Below are 19,142 nucleotides of genomic sequence, written 5' to 3'. Positions count from 1 at the left end.
GCGCGCCCGTCTCCGCGGCGCCGCCGACTACTTTGAGGACCATGGCGACTCGTACGTCCACCCCTCGCGCCCGCTCCGGTGCGCCGGCGACGTCGCGCGCCTCCGGCAGACCGTCCGGATCCTCGCGCCCGCAGGGCCGCAAGCCGGCCCCGCCGCCGCCGCGCCCGGCGCTGCCCGTGCGCATCGTCAAGGGCGTGTTCATGGGCACGGCGCACCTCGTCGGCGGCACCGCGCGCCGCGTGGGACGCGGCGCCCGGGACCTCGACCCGTCGCACCGCCGGGACGGTCTCGCGTTCACCCTGCTCGCGCTGGCGATCGTCATCGCCGCTCGCGAGTGGTGGGACCTGTCCGGCACCGCCGGGACGGCCGTGCACAACATCGTCGCCGGCACGTTCGGCAAGGTCGGCGTCGTGGTTCCGATCGTGCTGCTGGGGATCGCGATCCGGCTCATGCGACACCCGGAGCGCGTGGAGGCGAACGGGCGCATCGTCATCGGCCTCGGCGCGATCACGCTGGCCGTCTGCGGGCTCGTCCACATCGGCGCCGGGATGCCGGGCACCGACGACTTCGCGGCACTGCGCGCCGCGGGCGGGATCGTCGGCTTCCTCGTCGGCACCCCGCTGGCCAGCCTGCTCACGCCCGGGGTGGCCGTCGCGCTGCTGATCCTGCTGGCGTTCTTCGGCGTGCTCGTCGTCACCGCGACGCCGGTGCACCAGGTGATCCCGCGGCTGCGCGGCGTCTACGACAAGCTGACCGGTAACCACCGGGACGCGGCCGAACCGGTCGAGGTCGACGACGACGCGCCGCTGGTCATCAACGCCTTGCATACCGCGGTGCCCGAGATCGAGGCACCGCCCGCCAAGCGGAGCCTGCTCGGGCGCCGGCGCAAGCGTGCCGACGAGGTCGACGAGCCCGAGGACACCCGGCTCGACGAGTACGACGGCGACGAGGCGTTCGCGCGCGCGGCGATCGTCGCGGCCGCCGAGGCCGAGGCGGAGGCGCAGGCGGCGCGCGACGCCGCGCCGGACACCGTGCCGACGACGGTCGTCGCGAAGGCGCCGCTGGTCGCCCCGGAGACCACGCCCGTCCCGCGGGGCGAGCAGCCGATGCTCGGCGGCGACGTCCTCTACACGCTGCCGGCCGAGGACGCCCTCGCCAAGGGCGCACCGCACAAGGTGCGCTCGGCGGCGAACGACCGCGTCGTCGAGTCCCTCACGTCCGTGCTCGAGGCGTTCGAGATCGACGCGCAGGTCACGGGCTTCACGCGCGGCCCGACCGTCACGCGGTACGAGGTCGAGCTGGGCCGGTCCGTCAAGGTCGAGCGCGTCACCGCGCTCAGCAAGAACATCGCGTACGCGGTGGCCAGCGCGGACGTCCGGATCCTCTCGCCGATCCCGGGCAAGTCCGCCATCGGCATCGAGATCCCCAACACCGACCGGGAGACCGTGTCGCTGGGCGACGTGCTGCGCTCCAGCGCGGCCAAGCGCACCGAGCACCCGATGGTGATCGGCGTCGGCAAGGACGTCGAGGGCGGCTACGTCACGGCCAACCTCGCCAAGATGCCTCACCTGCTCGTGGCCGGCGCCACCGGCGCGGGCAAGTCGAGCTTCGTCAACTCGATGATCGTCTCGATCCTCATGCGCGCGACGCCCGACGAGGTGCGCATGGTGCTGGTCGACCCCAAGCGGGTCGAGCTGACGATCTACGAGGGCATCCCGCACCTCATCACGCCGATCATCACGAACCCGAAGAAGGCCGCCGAGGCGCTCGAGTGGGTGGTGCGCGAGATGGAGGCGCGCTACGACGACCTGGCGAACTTCGGGTTCAAGCACATCGACGACTTCAACACAGCGGTCCGCGCGGGCAAGGTCAAGCCGCTGCCGGGCTCCGAGCGCAAGATCGCGACCTACCCGTACCTGCTCGTGATCATCGACGAGCTGGCCGACCTCATGATGGTCGCCCCCCGTGACGTCGAGGCGTCGATCCAGCGCATCACGCAGCTCGCCCGCGCGGCCGGCATCCACCTCGTGCTGGCCACGCAGCGCCCCAGCGTCGACGTGGTCACCGGCCTCATCAAGGCCAACGTGCCGTCCCGCCTCGCGTTCGCCACGAGCAGCCTGACGGACTCCCGCGTCGTGCTCGACCAGCCGGGCGCCGAGAAGCTCATCGGGCAGGGTGACGCGCTCTTCCTGCCGATGGGCGCGGCCAAGCCCATGCGCACCCAGGGCGCGTGGGTCTCGGAGTCGGAGATCCACGCCGTCGTCGAGCACGTGAAGAAGCAGCTCAAGCCCGTCTACCGGCAGGACGTCACCGTGGCCGCGGTGAAGAAGCAGGTGGACGAGGACATCGGCGACGACCTCGACCTGCTCCTGCAGGCCGCGGAGCTGGTGGTGACCACGCAGTTCGGCTCGACGTCGATGCTGCAGCGCAAGCTGCGCGTCGGGTTCGCCAAGGCCGGCCGCCTCATGGACCTGCTGGAGTCGCGCGAGATCGTCGGGCCGTCCGAGGGCTCCAAGGCGCGCGAGGTGCTGGTGCAGCCGGACGACCTCCCGGGGACGCTCGCGATGCTCCGCGGGGCACCGGGCGAGGAGGAAGACAGGTACGCCACGGTCGACGGCGCCCTCCCGGGCGAGCCGCCGGTGGCCACCGACTACTTCGACGGCGCGGAGGAGGACGACGCCGGACGCTGGTCCGGCGGGGGTCGGTGACCGCCGCGACCTCCGACCCACTCGGGGTCGTCAGCACGGTGATCGCGATCGTCGCGATCGTGTCCCTGGTCGCCGTGCTCATCCTGCTGGGCAAGCAGCGCGCCCAGGTGCGGCGGGCGAACGAGCTGCTCGAGCTGTCGCGGGAGCTGCGGCACCGGTACGACGCCCTCCAGTCCGTGACCAAGGAGGGCGTGCTGGTCCAGTCGCTGTCCGGCAAGGTGCTCGACATCTCCGAGCGGGCGGCGGCGATCCTCGGCATCGACGCGGCGTCCTCCGTCGGGCGGTCGGTGGGTGACCTGCCCGTCGTGCTGGTCAACGAGATGGGCCTGGCGATGAACCCGGCCGCGGTCCTGGGGCACCGGTCCGGGGTGGCGCGCGCGGGGTGGACGGTCGACTCCGAGCTCGTGGGCGTCGCGCTGCCGGGCACCGACACCACGCAGGCGCGGATGGTCCAGGTGGCCAGCCAGCTGGTCCCGGCCGGCGACGGTGACGCCGCGGCCGTGCTCACCACGCTGGTCGACGTGACGGGCCGTCGGGAGGTCGAGGCGGCGCTGTCGCGCAGCGAGATGCAGTTCCGGGTCGCGATGGAGAACGCGCCGATCGGCATGGCGCTCGTCGACGTGGAGTGGCGGATCGTCGAGGCCAACGCCGCCTTCGCGGAGCTGCTGGGCACCAGTGTGGGCGCCCTGCGCGGCTACCGCATGGAGGACCTGAGCACCCCGGAGGGGCGGCCCGCCGAGCGCCTCGAGGTCGACCGCCTGCTGGGCGGGGGGCAGCATCGGTTCTCCCTCGAGAAGCGCTACCAGCGGGCCGACGGGCACCAGGTGTGGGTCGCGCTGGACGCGGCGCTGGTTCGCACGCCGGCCGGCGCGCCGGACCACTTCGTCGTGCAGGTGCGCGACTCGACCGAGTCGCGGCTGCAGGCCGAGATGCTCACCCACCGTGCGATGCACGACCCCCTGACGGGCCTTGCCAACCGCACCCTCCTGCAGGAGGTCCTCCAGTCGGTCCTCGAGCAGCCGGGCATCGTCGACCGCGTCGCCGTGCTGGCCTGCGACCTCGACGGCTTCAAGGAGATCAACGACCGGTACGGCCATGCCGCGGGCGACGAGGTGCTGGTGCACGTCGCGGGCGTGCTGCGGGCCGCGACCGCCCGCCGGGGGACCGTCGCGCGGCTCGGTGGCGACGAGTTCGTCGTCGTCGTGCAGGACCTCGACGGTCCGCGGGCGGTGTTCGAGGTCGCGGCGGCGATCCACTCCGGCCTGCTGGAGCCGGTCCGGGTCGGTCGGCGACGACTGACCGTGGCGGCGAGCATCGGGATCGCCCTCGCGGACCCGGACACGATCGAGGGCGGGGCGCCCGCGCTGCTCGCCGCGGCCGACGCGGCGCTGTACCGCGCCAAGGGGTCGGGCCGCGGTCGCACGGAGGTCTACGAGGCGTCGATGACCCAGGGTTCGGCGTCCGACCTGCACCGCGAGCTCACCGCGGCGATCGCGGAGAACCAGCTGGTGGTCCACTACCAGCCGATCGTCGACCTGTCCGACGCCCGGGTGGTCGGGTACGAGGCCCTGGTCCGCTGGGAGCATCCGACGCGCGGCCTGCTGCTGCCGGCCTCGTTCCTCTCGCTCATCCAGGAGACGGGCATGTCCGTCGCGCTCGGCCAGCTCGTGGCCACGCGTGTCGTGGAGTTCGTCGCGTCGATCCACGACCGCACCCGCTGGGTGTCGGTCAACGTCTCCGCCGACCAGCTGGGCGACGGGGAGTTCGCGACGACGCTGCTCGCGGAGATCTCGCGGCACCGCCTGACCGCGGGCCGGATCGTCGTCGAGCTCACCGAGTCCTCGCTCGTGGCGTCCGGTACCCGGATCCGCCACGAGCTCACGCAGCTGTCCGCCGCGGGCGTCCCGATCCTGCTCGACGACTTCGGCACGGGGGTGTCCCCGCTGTCCTACCTGCGGGACCTGCCCGTCGCCGGCGTCAAGCTCGACATGTCCTTCACCTCCGGCATCCCGGAGGACCCGACCGCCGGCAAGGTCGCCCGCGCCCTCGGCGCCCTGGCCCGCGAGCTCGCCATGGTGACCATCGCGGAGGGCATCGAGCACGAGGAGCAGGCCGAGTACCTGCACCGCAACGGGTGGCGCTACGGGCAGGGCTGGCTGTACGGCAGCGCACAGCCGGGCGACATCAGCCGCTGACGCGGGCCACGACGACGGGCGCCCGCCCGGTCGGTGCGAGGGGAGAGGTCCGCTGCGGCGCGGCGGTGCCGGCGGCGGCGACCACCCGGGCCGTCCGGTCCGCCACCTGCGCGGACGTCAGCGTGCCCGTGCCGGCGGGGATGTCGACGAGCGCGTGGACCTGGTGGCCGCCGAGGCGGTCGACCGTGACCGGCGTCCACTCGACGCCGGTCACGCGGGCGGGTCCGGCCTCGCGGCCCTGCGCCGGGAAGGCGCCGGTGGCCTCCACGTGCGCCGTGAGCAGCAGCCCCGAGTCGGTGTTCTCCACGCAGCACTCGCTGTCCTGGTTGGAGACGTAGTTGCCGAGGCCGTAGGCCACCCACATGCCCTCGCCGCGCGGCCCGCCGGCCAGGTGGACCACCGGCTGCGGGACGTGCGCGTGGTGGCCGATGACCAGGTCGATCGCGCCGGAGTCGGCCAGCTGCTGGTCGATCGCCACCTGCTCGGGCGTCGGCTCCGTGCGGTACTCGACGCAGCAGTGGATGCTCGCGATCACGAGGTCCGCGCCGGCCGCCCGCGCGGCGCTGGCCTGCGCCACCAGCGCCGGGACGTCGATGAGGTTCACCGACCACGGCTTGTCAGAGTCGATCGGCATCCCGTTCGTGCCGTACGCCGCGGCGACCTGCGCCACGGTGATCGTCCGCCCGGCCCGCTCGAGCATGTACAGCTGCGGCTGCGACTGCTCGAGCGCGCTGCGGGCGGTGCCCACGTGGCCGAGCCCGGCGGCGTCCAGCGCGTCGAGCGTCGCGGTGACGCCCGCGAACCCCTGGTCGACCGAGTGGTTCGATGCGGTCGAGCAGCCGTCCCAGCCCTGCGCCTCCAGGGACGACGCGATTTGCGCCGGTGTGCCGAACATCGGGTACCCGCTCGGCGGTGTGCCGGCGGGAGCGATGGGCACCTCGAGGTGGCACAGGGCGAGGTCGGCACCCTGGATCCACGGGTCCATCGAGGAGAGCACGGGAGCGAAGTCGTAGCCGCCGCCGGCCACCCGGGCGTCCGCGAGCACCGGCAGGTGCGGCAGCACGTCCCCGGCCGCGACGATCGAGAGCTCCGCGTCGGGATCGGCCGTCGGGGTCGGCGTCGGTGTCGGCGTGGTGGGGCCGGCCGTCGGCGCGGTGGGTGCGGAGGTCTGCGAGGCGACCCTCTGGTCCGACGAGCGCAGGGCGGCGGCTCCGGCGGCACCGAGGCTCACCACGACGACCAGCAGGACCGCGAGGCCGACGGCTACGGGCAGGCCTCGGCCGGCGCGGGCATGGCGGGTCACGGGCGGACTGTAATGGGTGGACGGGCCACCTTCCGCATCGCTCTAGGCTGTCTGGGTGTCCGACGCCGTACCCCCAGCGCCCTCCGTGCCCGCAGCGTCCTCCGGGCCGTCCGCCTGGAACCTGGCGAACGCGCTCACGGTGCTGCGGATCGCGATGGTGCCGTTCTTCGCCTGGGCCCTCCTGATCGACGGAGGTCACAGCACGACCGGTCGCCTCGTCGCGACCGCGCTGTTCGCCCTCGCGGCGGCCACCGACCGCCTCGACGGCTGGCTCGCCCGCCGCTCGGGCCAGGTCACCAACCTCGGCAAGCTCCTCGACCCGATCGCGGACAAGGTGCTCATCGGCACGGCCCTGATCCTGCTGTCTTACCTGGGCGACCTGTCCTGGTGGGTCACGGTCATCATCCTGGTCCGCGAGCTCGGCATCACGGCGATGCGCTTCTTCCTGCTGCGCTACGTGGTGCTGCCCGCCTCGCGCGGCGGCAAGCTGAAGACCGTGCTGCAGTCCGTCGCCATCGGCCTCTACCTGCTGCCGCTCGACCAGCTGCCGACGTTCGTCATGGTGGTCGCGCAGATCATGATGGCCGCAGCGCTCGTGGTGACGGTCGTGACCGGCCTCGACTACGCGCGCACCGGGCTGCGGATCAGCCGCGCCGCGAGCCGGCCGCCCGCCGCCGGGCTGTGACGTGTCGCTCGCCTCGGACCTGCTCGCGGCCGTCGGTGCACGCGGCTGGACCCTGGCCGTCGCCGAGTCGCTGACCGGCGGGCTGGTCAGCGCGACCCTCGTCGACGTGCCCGGCGCCTCGTCCGTGCTGCGGGGTGCCGTCGTCGCCTACGCCACCGAGCTCAAGGCGGCGCTGCTCGACGTGGACCAGGTGCTGCTGGCGGAGCGTGGCGCCGTCGACCCCGACGTCGCCCGCGCCATGGCCACCGGCATCCGTGCGCGGCTGGGCGCCGACGTCGGCCTCGCGACCACCGGCGTCGCCGGTCCCGACCCGCAGGACGGGCACCCGCCCGGCACCGTGCACGTCGCGGTCTCGACGCCCGGCGGCACGCACGTCCGGTCGCTCCGGCTGGTCGGCGACCGGGGAGCCGTCCGCGCGCAGAGTGTGGAGGCGGTGCTGGCGCTCGGGGTGGAGATCGTGGCCGATCGGGGTGAATCTCGCGCGTCCGAGGGTGCACCGGGCAGGTGAGCGGGAACACTTGCGCTCGACGGACCGTTACTACGACCGTGATGAGCACTCGACCCCCGGCACGACGCATGCCTTCGCGTGTCGGCGGTGCAAGGTACGGTGGAATCCTCCCGGTCAAGGGACAGCAGGGTTCTTCGGTTGTTCGGACTCCGGTTCCCGGAGTGGATGTGGCACGTGACGCGAGAGGGGGAGCCCGGATGGTTGTACTCCGTCGAGAGATCGGCGATGTGCTGCGGGATGCGCGACAGCGCCAGGGGCGCACCCTGCGCGAGGTGTCGTCGGCCGCCCGCGTCTCGCTCGGGTACCTGAGCGAGGTGGAGCGGGGTCAGAAGGAAGCGTCGTCGGAGCTGCTCAACAGCATCTGCGAGGCGCTCGATGTCCCGATGTCGCTCGTCCTGCGCGAGGTCAGTGACCGCGTCGCAGTCGCCGAGGGTCTGCTGATCCCCGACACGGTGCCCGCGGACCTCGCGGCGTCGGTGGCCGGTGCCGCCGACTCCGGCTGGGCGCGGTCGCGGTCGGAGCTCGCCGCCATCGGCTGATCGGATGGCCTCGGCCATCCTTCGATGATCGGGCGGATCCGTCCGTCCGATCGGTGGGTCGCTCTGGGGCGCGCCCACGACGACGGACAGCGATGTCCGGACGTCCTCATGCACGGTCCGTGGACGATGTCCGCGGGCCGTTGCTCGTTTCCGGTCCGACGCCGTGAAAGGCCCGTGGAAGAAGTCCGCGGGCCGGTGCTCAATCCCGCTCCGACGTCGTGCACGGTCGGTGGAGGAAGTCCGCAGGCCGTTGCTCGTTCCCGCTTCATGCACGGTCCGTGGAAGAAGTCCGCGGGCCGTCGCTCGTTCCCGCTCCGACTTCATGCACGGTGAGTCGCGACGTCCGCTGCTCGTTCCCTCTTCGACGCCCGAGGCCCAGTCGGGGGCCCATGGGGGACTGCGGGCTCAGCCGCGGTCGGCCTGGCAGCGCGGGCAGTAGAAGATCGGCCGCTCCATCGGCGGCTTGCGGGCCTGGCGCACCTCGATCCGGGCACCGCAGCGGTGGCATGGCTGGCGCAGCCGCCCATGGACGTGCCCCGGCGGCCTCCCGTCGGCGACGGCGCGCTGCAGCAGTCGGCGCGCGACGGCGAGCAGCCGGGACGGGTCCGGTATCGCGTCGGCCGGCGTCCAGGGCCAGAGGCGCTCGGCGAACAGCGACTCGGCGGCGAAGATGGTGCCGATCCCGGCGACGACCGTCTGGTCGAGCAGCACCTCGGCGACCGGCGTCGCTCCGCGGGCCGCCCAGCGCCGCAGCGCCTCGTCGACGTCGACCGTCTCGCCGAGGAGGTCGGGTCCGAGGTGACCGATGAGGGTGCGCTCGTCCCGCGTGCGCACCACGTCGAGCATCCCCAGGTGATGTCCGACCGCGGTCCAGGCGTCGGTGGCCAGGACGGCGCGGACCTGCGGTGAGCGCGCGGCGGCCTCGCGGGTTCCCGTCCGCCAGATGCGCCAATAGCCCTCCATGCGCAGGTGGGTGTGCAGCGTGCGGCCGTCGTCGAACCGGGTGAGCAGGTGCTTGCCGTAGGAACGGGTCTCCAGCACGGTCGTGCCGACGAGGTCCACCGTGGCGGCGGACGGCCAGCGCAGGTCGGAGCGGACCACGACGTGCCCGGTGAGCGCGAGCTGGAACCGGTCGGCGGTCCGGCGCAGGATGTCGCCCTCAGGCACGGGGGCTCGCCGTCACGGGCGGTCCCGCAGGCGCAGCCCGCGGGGCGTCGTCGCGAATCCCGCGCCGACCAAGGCCTGCCCCAGGGTGCCGTGCAGCGCGCCGGCCAGGACCTCGACGCCGTCGATGCGGACGATCGTCAGCCGACCGGAGCGCCGGGTGCGCACCGTCGACGCGAGCCCGTCGGCGGCCGCCGTGAGCACCGCGGCATCGGGTGTGAACGACAGCACCGTGCGGCCGCCCCGCTCGAGGTAGAGCACCAGCGCCCCGTCGACCAGCACGACGAGGGCTCCGCCMTTGCGGCCCGGTCGGTGGCGCCCGGCGGCCGGGTCGTTCGGCGTGGGGCCGGGTGGCGGCCACGGCAGCGAGGCGCCGTAGGGGTTCGCGGGGTCGGTCGCGGCGAGGACGACCACCTGCCTGTCGTGCGCGGCCTGCTCGTCGGCTGCCCGGTCGACCACCTGGGCGTCGACGCGCAGCCGGTCGACGGCGCCGGGCAGCGCGAACTGCGAGCCGCCGAGCCGCTCCACGAAGTAGCCGCGGCGCACCTGCCCGCCCTGCTCGAGCGCGGACAGCACCTTGTAGACGTCGCCGAACCGGGCGCCGATGCCCTCAGCCGGCGCGACCGCCCGCGTGAGGATCCCGTGCCGGTCGAGCAGCTGGGCGGCGAGCGCGTGGGCGCGCAGGGTCGGATCGGCCTCGCGCGCCGGGAGCAAGGACCACCGGCCGCCGCTCGCGGCCCCGTTCACGCCGAGCGCGGACGACCGTGTGCCGGGGTCCCCGGCCAGCTGGACCGCGGCCCGCAGCCCGAGCCGCGGACGCAGGGATCGACCGCGCGGCGCGGCCGCTCGGGTCTTGTGCGCCGTGCTGCCGCTGCCCAGCCAGGCGCGCAGCGGCGCGAGCCCGTCGTTGGTCACGTGCCCGCTCCACACGAGGTCCCAGACCGCCTCGGCGACGGTCGCCTGGCTCGGCGAGGCCTCGTCGGCGTGGAGCTGGCGGACACGCTCGGCGAGCGCGCCGAGGAACCAGGCGCCGCCCCCGTCGAGCGCCTCGAGGATGGCGGCGTGCAGCGGCTCGTCAGGCAGGGCCAGGGCCGGCGGCAGGGTCAGGTCCGCCACGGCCGCGGGGTGCAGCGAGATGAGTCCGTCGTGACCGGCGAGCGCTCCGTGGCCCGCCCAGACGACCTCGCCGGCGGCGGTCAGCTCGTCGAGCATCGCGGGGGTGTAGTCGGCCACGCGCGCGGGCAGCACGTGGGTCTCGAGCGCCGACGCGGGCAGCACGGCGCCGGCGAGCTGCTCCACCACCCGGGCGACCCCGTCGACGCCGCGCAGCGAGCCGGTCGCGGAGCTCCGCCCGGACCCACCGACCGGCTGGACGCCCTGCCAGCGCGGCAGGAAGACCCCCAGAGCCTGCGGGGCGACCGGTTCGACCTCGGCCCGCAGCGCGGCGAGCGAGCGTCGTCGCAGCGTCCGCAGCACGTCCGCGTCGCAGAACTCGTCGCCCGTGCCGCCGAGCACGTCGGGGCGCAGCCGCCCCTGGACCAGCACCCCGAGCCGCTCGAGCCGGCGCAGGGTCTCGGTCACCACCGCGACGCCCCAGCCGAACCGGGCGGCGGCCTGCGCGGCGGTGAACGGGCCGTGCGTGCGCGCGTGCCGGCGCAGCAGGTCACCCACAGGATCGGGCACGATCTCGGTGAACACCTCGGGCACACCGACCGGAAGGGCGACCCCGAGCGCGTCTCGCAGCCGCCCTGCGACCTCCACGGCCGCCCACTGGTCCGCACGCTCGGGGCTCACGGCACCGAGCCGCACACGGATCAGGCGCCGAGCGCTCTCGAGCTCGGTCAGCCAGGGCGGCACCTGGTCCCGGACCTCGGGCCGGGTGCGCTCGCGGAGCTCGTCGGCGGTGAGCGGGCCGTGGCGCCGGACGGCGTCCGCGAGCTGCTCGAGCGTGCCCGCCTGGCGCTCGGGCGCGCGACCGCTGAGCTCGGCCTCGGTGCGCACGACCGCCTCGGGGTCCAGAATGTCGGCCAGCTGGGACTCCCCGCCCTGCCCGAGCAGCTCGGCCAGCAGGGTCGGGTCGAGGGTCAGGGCCGCCGCGCGGCGCTCGGCCAGCGGTGCGTCGCCGTCGTAGAGGAACTGCGCGGTGTACCCGAACAGCAGCGACTGCGCGAAGGGCGACGGCTGCGTCGTGGTGACCTCGACGACGCGGATCCGGCGCGCCGCGACGTCCCGCATCAGGGTGGTGAGCGCGTCGGTGTCGAAGTCGTCCTGCAGGCACTCGCGGACGGCCTCGAGGAGGATCGGGAAGTCGGGGTACTCCGCCGCGACCGCCAGCAGCTGCGCGGACCTCTGCCGCTGCTGCCACAGCGGCTGGCGCCGGTCAGGCCGGCGCCGGGGGAGCAGCAGCGCTCGGCTGGCGGCCTCGCGGAACCGCGCGCCGAACATGGCCGAGGAACCGAGCTCGGCCCGCACGGCATCGAGCACCTCGTCGGGGTCGATCAGCAGGTCTGCCATTGCGATCGCCGGGCCGGTCGACTCCGCCCACGGGTCCTCGACCCCGAGGCCGCCCTCGAAGCCCGCGTCGAGCATGTCCGGCAGCCGCAGCACGATCCCGTCGTTCGAGTGCATCGCCGCCGCGTCCACCCCGTACCGCTCGCGCAGGCGGGCACCGATGACGATCGCCCACGGGGCGTGCACGCGCGCGCCGTACGGGGAGTGCACGACCACCCGCCAGTCGCCCAGCTCGTCGCGGAACCGCTCGACCACCAGGACGTTGTCCGACGGCACCTCGCCGGTCGCCTCGCGCTGCTCGCCCAGGTAGGTCAGGAGGTTGTCGGCGGCCCACGGGTCCAGGCCCGCGCCCTCGACGCGGGCGCGGGCGTCGTCGGGCGACAGTGCGCCCAGCTCGCGCACCCAGGCGCCCATCGCCTGGCCCAGCTCTGCGGGGCGGCCGGGTGCGTCGCCCTTCCAGAACGGCAGGCGGCCCGGCACCCCGGGGGCCGGGGTGACCAGGACGCGGTCGGGCGTGATGTCGTCGATGCGCCAGGTGCTCGAGCCGAGCGTGAACATGTCGCCCACGCGCGACTCGTAGACCATCTCCTCGTCCAGCTCGCCCACGCGCTTGCCGCCGCGGACGGTGCCGCCCGTGCGCTCGGCGTCGACGGGCACGTCGCTCGTGGTCGCGCTGCTGGCGAGGAACACGCCGTAGAGCCCGCGGTCCGGGATGGTCCCGCCGCTGGTCACCGCCAGGCGCAGCGCGCCGGGACGGCCGCTGAGCACGTCCCGCACGCGATCCCACACCAGCCGGGGGCGCAGCTCCGCGAACTCCTCGCTGGGGTACCGCCCGGCGAGCATGTCGAGCACCGCGCGCAACGTCGCCTCGCCCAGCCCGGAGAACGGCGACGCGCGGCGCACGACGGCGGAGAGCTCCTCGAGCGACCAGTCCTCGATGGCGACCATGGCCACGATCTGCTGCGCGAGCACGTCGAGAGGGTTGCGCGGGATCCGCAGCGCCTCGAGCGCGCCGTCCCGCATCCGCTGCGCCGTCACCGCCGCGGGCACCAGCTCGCCGCGGAACGTCGGGAACACGATTCCGCGGGACACGGCCCCGACCTGGTGGCCCGCGCGGCCGACGCGCTGCAGCCCGCTGGCCACGGACGGCGGCGAGCCCACCTGCACCACGAGGTCGATCGCGCCCATGTCGATGCCGAGCTCGAGCGAGCTGGTCGCGACGACCGCGGGCAGCAGCCCGGCCTTGAGCTCGGACTCGGTGCGGGTCCGCTCCGCGCGGCTCATCGAACCGTGGTGCGCGCGCGCCAGGATCGTCGCGGCCTCGCGGGTGTCGACGCCGACGGCGGTGCCGGACTGCGCCGGGACCTGCGCCGCGCGGAGGGTCGCGGGATCGGGCACGTCCTCGCCCGACCGCTCGGCCCACACCTCGTTCATCCGCGCCGTGAGCCGCTCGGCCCCCCGGCGCGAGTTGGTGAACACGAGCGTGGAGCGGTGCGCGGCGACCAGGTCGACCACGCGTTCCTCGACGTGCGGCCAGATGGAGGGGCGCGGCAGCTCGCCCGCCGCCGCCCCCGACAGGTCGGGCTCGTCCGCCGGCGACGCGCTGCGCAGGTCGGAAAGGTCCGGCACGGGGACGACGACGTCGACCACGATCTTCTTGGTCGACGGTGGCTGCACGACCACGACCGACCGGCCCCCGTCCTCAGGCGTGCGGGCACCGCCCAGGAACTCGGCGACCGCGTCGACCGGGCGCACCGTGGCCGACAGGCCGATCCGCTGCGCCGGCCCGGGACCGCCGGGGTGGTCGAGGAGGGCGTCGAGCCGTTCGAGCGACAGCGCGAGGTGCGCGCCCCGCTTGGTGCCGGCGACCGCGTGGATCTCGTCGATGATCACCGTGCGCACGCCCGCGAGGCCGGAGCGGGCTCCCGACGTCAGCACGAGGTACAGCGACTCGGGCGTGGTGATGAGGATGTCCGGCGGCTTCGTCGCGAAGGCCCGGCGCTCGCTGGGCGGTGTGTCGCCGGTGCGGATGCCGACGGTCACGTCCGGCAGGGTCAGGCCCAGGCGCGTCGCGGCCTGCCGGATACCGACCAGGGGCGAGCGCAGGTTCCGTTCGACGTCGGTGGCCAGCGCCTTGAGCGGCGAGACGTAGACGACCCGGCACCGCTCGACGGGGTCCTCGGGTGCCTGACCGGTGAGCAGACCGTCCAGCGCCCAGAGGAAGGCCGCGAGCGTCTTGCCCGACCCGGTCGGTGCGACGACGAGCGCGTGGTCGCCGCCCGCGACCGCCGTCCAGGCGCCCAGCTGCGCGCTGGTGGGCTCGAGGAACGCACCCGTGAACCACGCCCGGGTCGGGTCGGAGAAGCTCCTCAGCACCACCGGGCCATTCTGTCGGCCCCCACCGACACCCGCGCCCCCCGGGGGATGGCAGTGTGTCCCCGTGAGGCTACGAGAGTTCTGGCAGCTGGTGGACGAGGTGCTCGGCAGCGCGCACGGGCGTGAGCTCACCCGCGAGCTGGTGCTGCGTGGGCTCGACCAGCGGACCGCGATGCAGGCGCTCGACGACAACGTCGAGCCCCGCACGGTCTGGCACGCGCTCTGCGACGAGCTCGAGATCCCCGACAACGAGCGCTGGGGGGCTGACGCCAGGCGTCCGGCCCCGCCGCGGGCATAGGAGCGGCACCCCCGATGACCTCATCGACCGGCATGCGCACCCCGACCTGGATGCCGACCCTGCGCGACATCGGGGAGGCGGTGCTGACGCTCGCCACGACCACCCTGGGTCTCGCCATCGCCGTCTGGCTCATCGACGGCGTCCGCGCGGACAGCCCGTGGGCCATCGTGCTCGCGGCGGTCGTGGTGGCGGCGGGCGACCTGCTGCTCCGGGCGCCGCTGCGGTTCCTGGCCCGGCGGGGGAGCGCCGCGCTGGCGCTCGGGCTCGGGCTGCTCGCCCAGGTCGCGGTGCTGTGGCTCGCCCTCGGGCTGGTACCCGGCATCGGCGCGGACAACCTCTGGTCCGTCCTCGGGGTCCTGGTGCTCACGGCGGTCGTCATGGCGATCGGCCGGTGGGTGATCGGCGCGAGCAACAGCGACTACGTCGTGTCCGACCTCGTGCGGCGGGCGCGGCGGCAGGCTCGTCGAGAGGGTGTCAGCGCACCCGTGGCAGGCGAGGAGCGCCGGGCCGGGATGCTCGTCGTGCAGCTGGACGGAGTCGCCGCGCCGGTGCTCCGGGAGGCCATCGAGGCCGGGCTTGCACCCAACATCCAGCGCTGGTTGAGCACGGGCGGCCACACCCTCGAGGACTGGTGGGCCCGGATCCCGTCCACCACGCCCGCGAGCCAGGCGGGCCTGCTGCACGGCGACTCGTCGCAGATCCCGGCGTTCCGCTGGTGGGACCGCGACCTGGGCCGGCTCGTCGTCACCAACCACCCCGAGGACGCCGCCCTGGTCGAGCAGCGGCTCACCACCGGCAAGGGGCTCCTCGCGGGCGGCGGGACGGCGGTCTCCACCATGTTCTCGGGCGATGCCGCCACGGCCTTCGTGGTGATGAGCCGGTCCCGGACCAAGGGGCCCGACGGAGGTCTCGGGCCCGGTCCCGCGTACGTGCGGTTCTTCGCGAGCCCGTTCGTGCTGGCCCGCGCCGTGACCCTGTCGGTCGGCGAGATGCTCAAGGAGCTGTACCAGGCCCATCGGCAGCGGGTGCGCGAGGTCCAGCCGCGCATCTCGCGCGCCGGCTGGTACGTCGTGCTGCGGGGGATCACGAACGTTCTCCTGCGCGACCTCAACACGTCGCTCGTGGCCGAGGCGCTGCTGCGCGGTGCGCCGACGATCTACGTCGACCTCGTCGACTACGACGAGATCGCCCACCACGCCGGGCCCACCCGGCCGGAGTCGCTGCGCTCGCTCGAGGGCCTCGACCGGGTGCTCGGCACCCTCGAGCGCGTGGTGGCGGTCGCGCCGCGCGACTACGAGATCGTGGTGCTCTCCGACCACGGCCAGGCGCTTGGTGCCACGTACGAGCAGCTCGGCGGCGAGACGCTGCTCGACTCCGTGCGCGCGCTCATGGCGGAGCCGGCTGCGGACGGCGTCGAGAGCAGCACCGGCGAGGACTGGGGGCTGCTCAACGCCCTGGTCAACAGCGCCCTCAACCTCTCGCGCGGCTCGACCGTCCTCGGGCCCGACCAGGGGCGCCCCAAGAAGCCCGCCGACGTCGACGACCTGCCCGACGTGGTCACGGTCGGGTCGGGGAACCTGGGCCTCGTCTGGTTCCCGCAGGTGCCGCACCGGCTGACGCTCGAGGAGTTCCAGGAGCGCTGGCCGGGCCTGGTGACCGGGCTCGCCGAACGGCCAGGGGTGGGCGTCGTCGTGGTCGACACGCTGGCCAGCGGCCTGGTCGCCATCGGCCCCCGCGGTCTCGTGCTCCTCGAGCAGCCCGGCGCCGAGCCGGAGGGCGAGGACCCGCTCGCGCCCTACGGCCCCCGCGGGCACGCGGACCTCCTGCGCGCGGCGCGGCTCTCGCACACGGGGGACCTGCTGCTCATCTCGACCGTGACCGACCGCGGGCACATCCACGCGTTCGAGGGCCAGGTCGGCTCGCACGGTGGCATCGGCGGCGCCCAGAACCACGCCTTCCTGCTCCACCCGACGCGATGGGCCCTGTCCGACGAGCTGCGCGAGCCCGTCGGCGACCACGAGATCCTCGTGGGCGCCGAGGCGGTGCACGAGCAGCTGGTCCGGTGGGCGGACGCCGCGGGCCTGCGGCCGTGAACCTGCAGGTCCGCTGGCTCGGCCACGCGAGCACCGTGCTCGACGTGGACGGCGTCCGGCTGCTCACCGACCCGTTGCTGCTCCGGCACGCGGGGCTCCTGCGTCGCCGGGGCGCCGCGCCCCGCCGCGGAGACTGGCAGGACCCCGACGCCGTGCTGATCTCGCACCTGCACCACGACCACGCCGAGATCGGCTCCCTGCGCCTGCTCGACGACGTCCCGGTGGTCAGCGCGCCCGCCAACGCCCGCTGGCTGCGCCACAAGGGGATCGGTGGCGCCGTCGGCCTCACGGACACCGAGTGGTGGTCGGTCCCCGGCTCCGACGTGCGGGTGCGCCTGGTCCCCGCGATCCACGTGCACCGGCCGATGCCCCACCGGCCGAACGCGACCCACGGGTTCGTCGTCGCGACGGACTCCCTGCGCGTCTGGTTCGCGGGGGACACCGCGCCGTTCGCGGCGATGGCGGACATCCCGGCGCTCGCGGGCGGCCCGATCGACCTCGCGCTGGTGCCCGTCGGCGGGTGGGGTCCGCGCCTGTCGGGCGGCCACATGGACGCCGTCCAGGCCGCGCGCGCCTGTGCCGTGGTCGGCGCACGGGTGGCCGTCCCGGTGCACTGGGGGACGCTGCACGCGCCCGTGTCGCGACGCCTGCCGCCGGGGTGGATGGACCACTCCGGCCCCGCGTTCGCCGCCGCCGCCGCCCGCGTCGCGCCCGGCCTGCAGGTGCACGTGGCGATGCCCGGGGAGCAGATCAGCGTCGCCTGAGACACGCTGCGACACGCTCACGGCGTGTCGCGTGCATCGAACATCTGTTCGGCTAGGGTGGATCGTGCGGGTGAGCGACCGAGCCTCCCACAGCCCCTCCGGCGTCTGCCGGATCCCCGGGGCGGGGGTGGTCCGGTCGGGATGTCGGTGGTCGGGCATAGCGTCACTCGCGACGAGACCAGCCCCCGTACCGCAGCACCACGCTGCTCGAGACAGACGAGGTCGGACATGCCCGCACCCCAGGATCGTGCCAAGGCCCTCGAGGCCGCACTCAGCCAGATCGACCGCCAGTTCGGCAAGGGATCGATCATGCGCCTCGGCGACGACGGGCGCGCCCCGGTCGAGGTCATCCCCACCGGCTCCATCGCGCTGGACGTCGCGCTCGGCATCGGCGGGCTGCCCCGCGGCCGCGTCGTGGAGATCTACGGCCCGGAGTCCTCGGGCAAGACCACGGTCGCGCTGCACGCCGTGGCCAACGCGCAGCGGGCCGGTGGCATCGCCGCGTTCATCGACGCGGAGCACGCGCTGGACCCGGAGTACGCCAAGAAGCTGGGCGTCGACACCGACGCGCTGCTCGTCTCGCAGCCCGACACCGGGGAGCAGGCGCTCGAGATCATGGACATGCTGATCCGCTCCGGCGCCATCGACATCGTCGTCATCGACTCGGTGGCCGCGCTCGTGCCCAAGGCGGAGATCGAGGGCGAGATGGGGGACAGCCACGTCGGCCTCCAGGCGCGGCTCATGTCGCAGGCGCTGCGCAAGATCACCGGTGCGCTCAACCAGTCCGGCACCACGGCCATCTTCATCAACCAGCTGCGCGAGAAGATCGGCGTGTTCTTCGGCTCGCCCGAGACGACCACGGGTGGCAAGGCGCTCAAGTTCTACGCCTCGGTCCGCCTGGACATCCGCCGCATCGAGACCCTCAAGGAGGGCACGGAGGCGGTCGGCAACCGGACGCGCGTGAAGGTCGTGAAGAACAAGATGGCGCCGCCCTTCAAGCAGGCGGAGTTCGACATCCTCTACGGCGTCGGCATCTCCCGCGAGGGCAGCCTCATCGACATGGGCGTGGAGCACGGCTTCGTGCGCAAGTCCGGCGCCTGGTACACGTACGAGGGCGACCAGCTGGGGCAGGGCAAGGAGAACGCCCGCTCCTTCCTCAAGGACAACCCCGACCTGGCCAACGAGCTCGACAAGAAGATCAAGGAGAAGCTCGGCATCGGCGCCCGCGTCGATGCGCCGGCCGACGCCTCTCCGGCCGTCGACTTCTGAGCAGTCCCATGACCGGTGGTACCCGACGTCGGGGGCGGGACGGCAGCGAGCCGCCTCCGACCGGCTCGGCGGCTCAGGACGTCGAGCCGGACCAGGAGTCGGTGGCGCGAGCGATCGCGCTCCGGCTCCTGACGTCGTCGGCGCGGAGCCGGTCGCAGCTGGCTGAGGCGATGGCGCGCAAGGACGTGCCGGACGACGTCGCGCAGCGGGTGCTCGACCGGTTCACCGAGGTCGGGCTCATCGACGACGCGGAGTACGCCCGGATGGTCGTGCGGACCCGGCACGCGGAGCGCGGCCTGTCACGCCGGGCCATCGCGGTCGAGCTGCGGCGCCGGGGGATCGACGACGAGCTGGCCGGCGAGGCCCTCGAGCAGGTCGACTCCGACGACGAGGAGACCGCCGCGCGGGAGCTCGTGCGGCGCAAGCTGAGGTCGACCGCCGGGCTCGACGCGCAGACGCGGGCGCGGCGGACGTTCGCCGCCCTGGGTCGCAAGGGGTACCCGCCGGGCCTGGTCGCGCGGCTCGTGCGCGAGGAGCTCGACGCCGTCGGCGCGGCGGACGGCGCCGGGCTCGACGGCTCCGACGTGGGCCTCTGACCCGTCGAGAGCCGGGATTCCGCCGGTTTCGACCGGGTGGCGATGTCCCGGGCGGCCGGTCCCGGTGAGGGACAATGAGCCGGACCGCGCACCGGCTTCGTTGCGGGTCCCACCCGGACGGACCAGGAGAACG

Annotated in this window: 13 protein-coding genes; 10 read left to right on the top strand and 3 right to left on the bottom strand. The window is 74.1% G+C overall.

The window, feature by feature from the left end:
• Positions 1-41 precede the first annotated feature (41 nt).
• Complete coding sequence (locus ACXJKA_RS11220) at positions 42-2,708, top strand: DNA translocase FtsK 4TM domain-containing protein (protein WP_456825283.1); 2,667 nt, start codon at positions 42-44, stop codon at positions 2,706-2,708.
• Positions 2,705-4,903 carry a putative bifunctional diguanylate cyclase/phosphodiesterase gene (locus ACXJKA_RS11215; RefSeq protein WP_456825282.1) on the top strand — a complete coding sequence of 733 codons (2,199 nt, stop codon included), beginning with the start codon at positions 2,705-2,707 and terminating at the stop codon, positions 4,901-4,903. Before ACXJKA_RS11220 ends, ACXJKA_RS11215 begins: the two co-directional genes overlap by 4 nt.
• Here ACXJKA_RS11215 and ACXJKA_RS11210 read toward each other — a convergent pair.
• On the bottom strand, positions 4,893-6,206 hold the full coding sequence (locus tag ACXJKA_RS11210) for a CapA family protein (RefSeq protein ID WP_456825281.1): 1,314 nt from the start codon (positions 6,204-6,206) through the stop codon (positions 4,893-4,895). The two genes, ACXJKA_RS11215 and ACXJKA_RS11210, sit on opposite strands and share 11 nt — an antisense overlap.
• Positions 6,207-6,261: 55 nt before the next feature.
• On the opposite strand from ACXJKA_RS11210, the gene pgsA reads away from it, so the two are divergent.
• From pgsA to ACXJKA_RS11195, 3 genes are all read left to right on the top strand, one after another.
• Positions 6,262-6,891, top strand: coding sequence for a CDP-diacylglycerol--glycerol-3-phosphate 3-phosphatidyltransferase (gene pgsA, locus ACXJKA_RS11205; protein ID WP_456825280.1), 630 nt, complete (start codon positions 6,262-6,264; stop codon positions 6,889-6,891).
• Position 6,892: 1 nt separating this feature from the next.
• On the top strand, positions 6,893-7,399 hold the full coding sequence (locus ACXJKA_RS11200) for a CinA family protein (protein ID WP_456825279.1): 507 nt from the start codon (positions 6,893-6,895) through the stop codon (positions 7,397-7,399).
• 197 nt (positions 7,400-7,596) lie between these two features.
• Positions 7,597-7,938 (top strand): helix-turn-helix domain-containing protein, encoded by a 342-nt coding sequence (locus ACXJKA_RS11195; RefSeq protein ID WP_056021088.1) that lies wholly within the window; start codon positions 7,597-7,599, stop codon positions 7,936-7,938.
• Positions 7,939-8,343: 405 nt separating this feature from the next.
• On the opposite strand, the gene ACXJKA_RS11190 is transcribed toward ACXJKA_RS11195, so the two are convergent.
• Positions 8,344-9,105, bottom strand: a complete 762-nt coding sequence (locus ACXJKA_RS11190) for a DNA-formamidopyrimidine glycosylase family protein (RefSeq protein ID WP_456825278.1) — start codon at positions 9,103-9,105, stop codon at positions 8,344-8,346.
• Positions 9,106-9,117: 12 nt separating this feature from the next.
• Complete coding sequence (locus tag ACXJKA_RS11185; protein ID WP_456825277.1) at positions 9,118-13,992, bottom strand: ATP-dependent helicase; 4,875 nt, start codon at positions 13,990-13,992, stop codon at positions 9,118-9,120.
• Positions 13,993-14,053: 61 nt separating this feature from the next.
• Here ACXJKA_RS11185 and ACXJKA_RS11180 point away from each other — a divergent pair, with 61 nt between their 5' ends.
• The 5 genes from ACXJKA_RS11180 (at position 14,054) to ACXJKA_RS11160 (ending at position 19,009) form a co-directional block, all read left to right on the top strand.
• Positions 14,054-14,287, top strand: a complete 234-nt coding sequence (locus ACXJKA_RS11180) for a DUF3046 domain-containing protein (RefSeq protein WP_456825276.1) — start codon at positions 14,054-14,056, stop codon at positions 14,285-14,287.
• A gap of 14 nt (positions 14,288-14,301) precedes the next feature.
• The gene (locus ACXJKA_RS11175) at positions 14,302-16,380 is read left to right on the top strand and encodes an alkaline phosphatase family protein (protein WP_456825275.1); all 2,079 of its coding nucleotides are present in this window, start codon (positions 14,302-14,304) and stop codon (positions 16,378-16,380) included.
• Complete coding sequence (locus ACXJKA_RS11170) at positions 16,377-17,144, top strand: MBL fold metallo-hydrolase (RefSeq protein WP_456825274.1); 768 nt, start codon at positions 16,377-16,379, stop codon at positions 17,142-17,144. Before ACXJKA_RS11175 ends, ACXJKA_RS11170 begins: the two co-directional genes overlap by 4 nt.
• Positions 17,145-17,372: 228 nt before the next feature.
• Positions 17,373-18,413, top strand: coding sequence for a recombinase RecA (recA, locus tag ACXJKA_RS11165; protein ID WP_456825273.1), 1,041 nt, complete (start codon positions 17,373-17,375; stop codon positions 18,411-18,413).
• Positions 18,414-18,421: 8 nt separating this feature from the next.
• Positions 18,422-19,009: a regulatory protein RecX gene (locus tag ACXJKA_RS11160; RefSeq protein WP_456825272.1), complete on the top strand. Its 588-nt coding sequence runs from the start codon at positions 18,422-18,424 to the stop codon at positions 19,007-19,009.
• Positions 19,010-19,142: the final 133 nt, after the last annotated feature.

This window comes from Cellulomonas sp. P5_E12, assembly GCF_054049315.1.
This window is presented reverse-complemented; position numbering and strand designations above follow the sequence as displayed.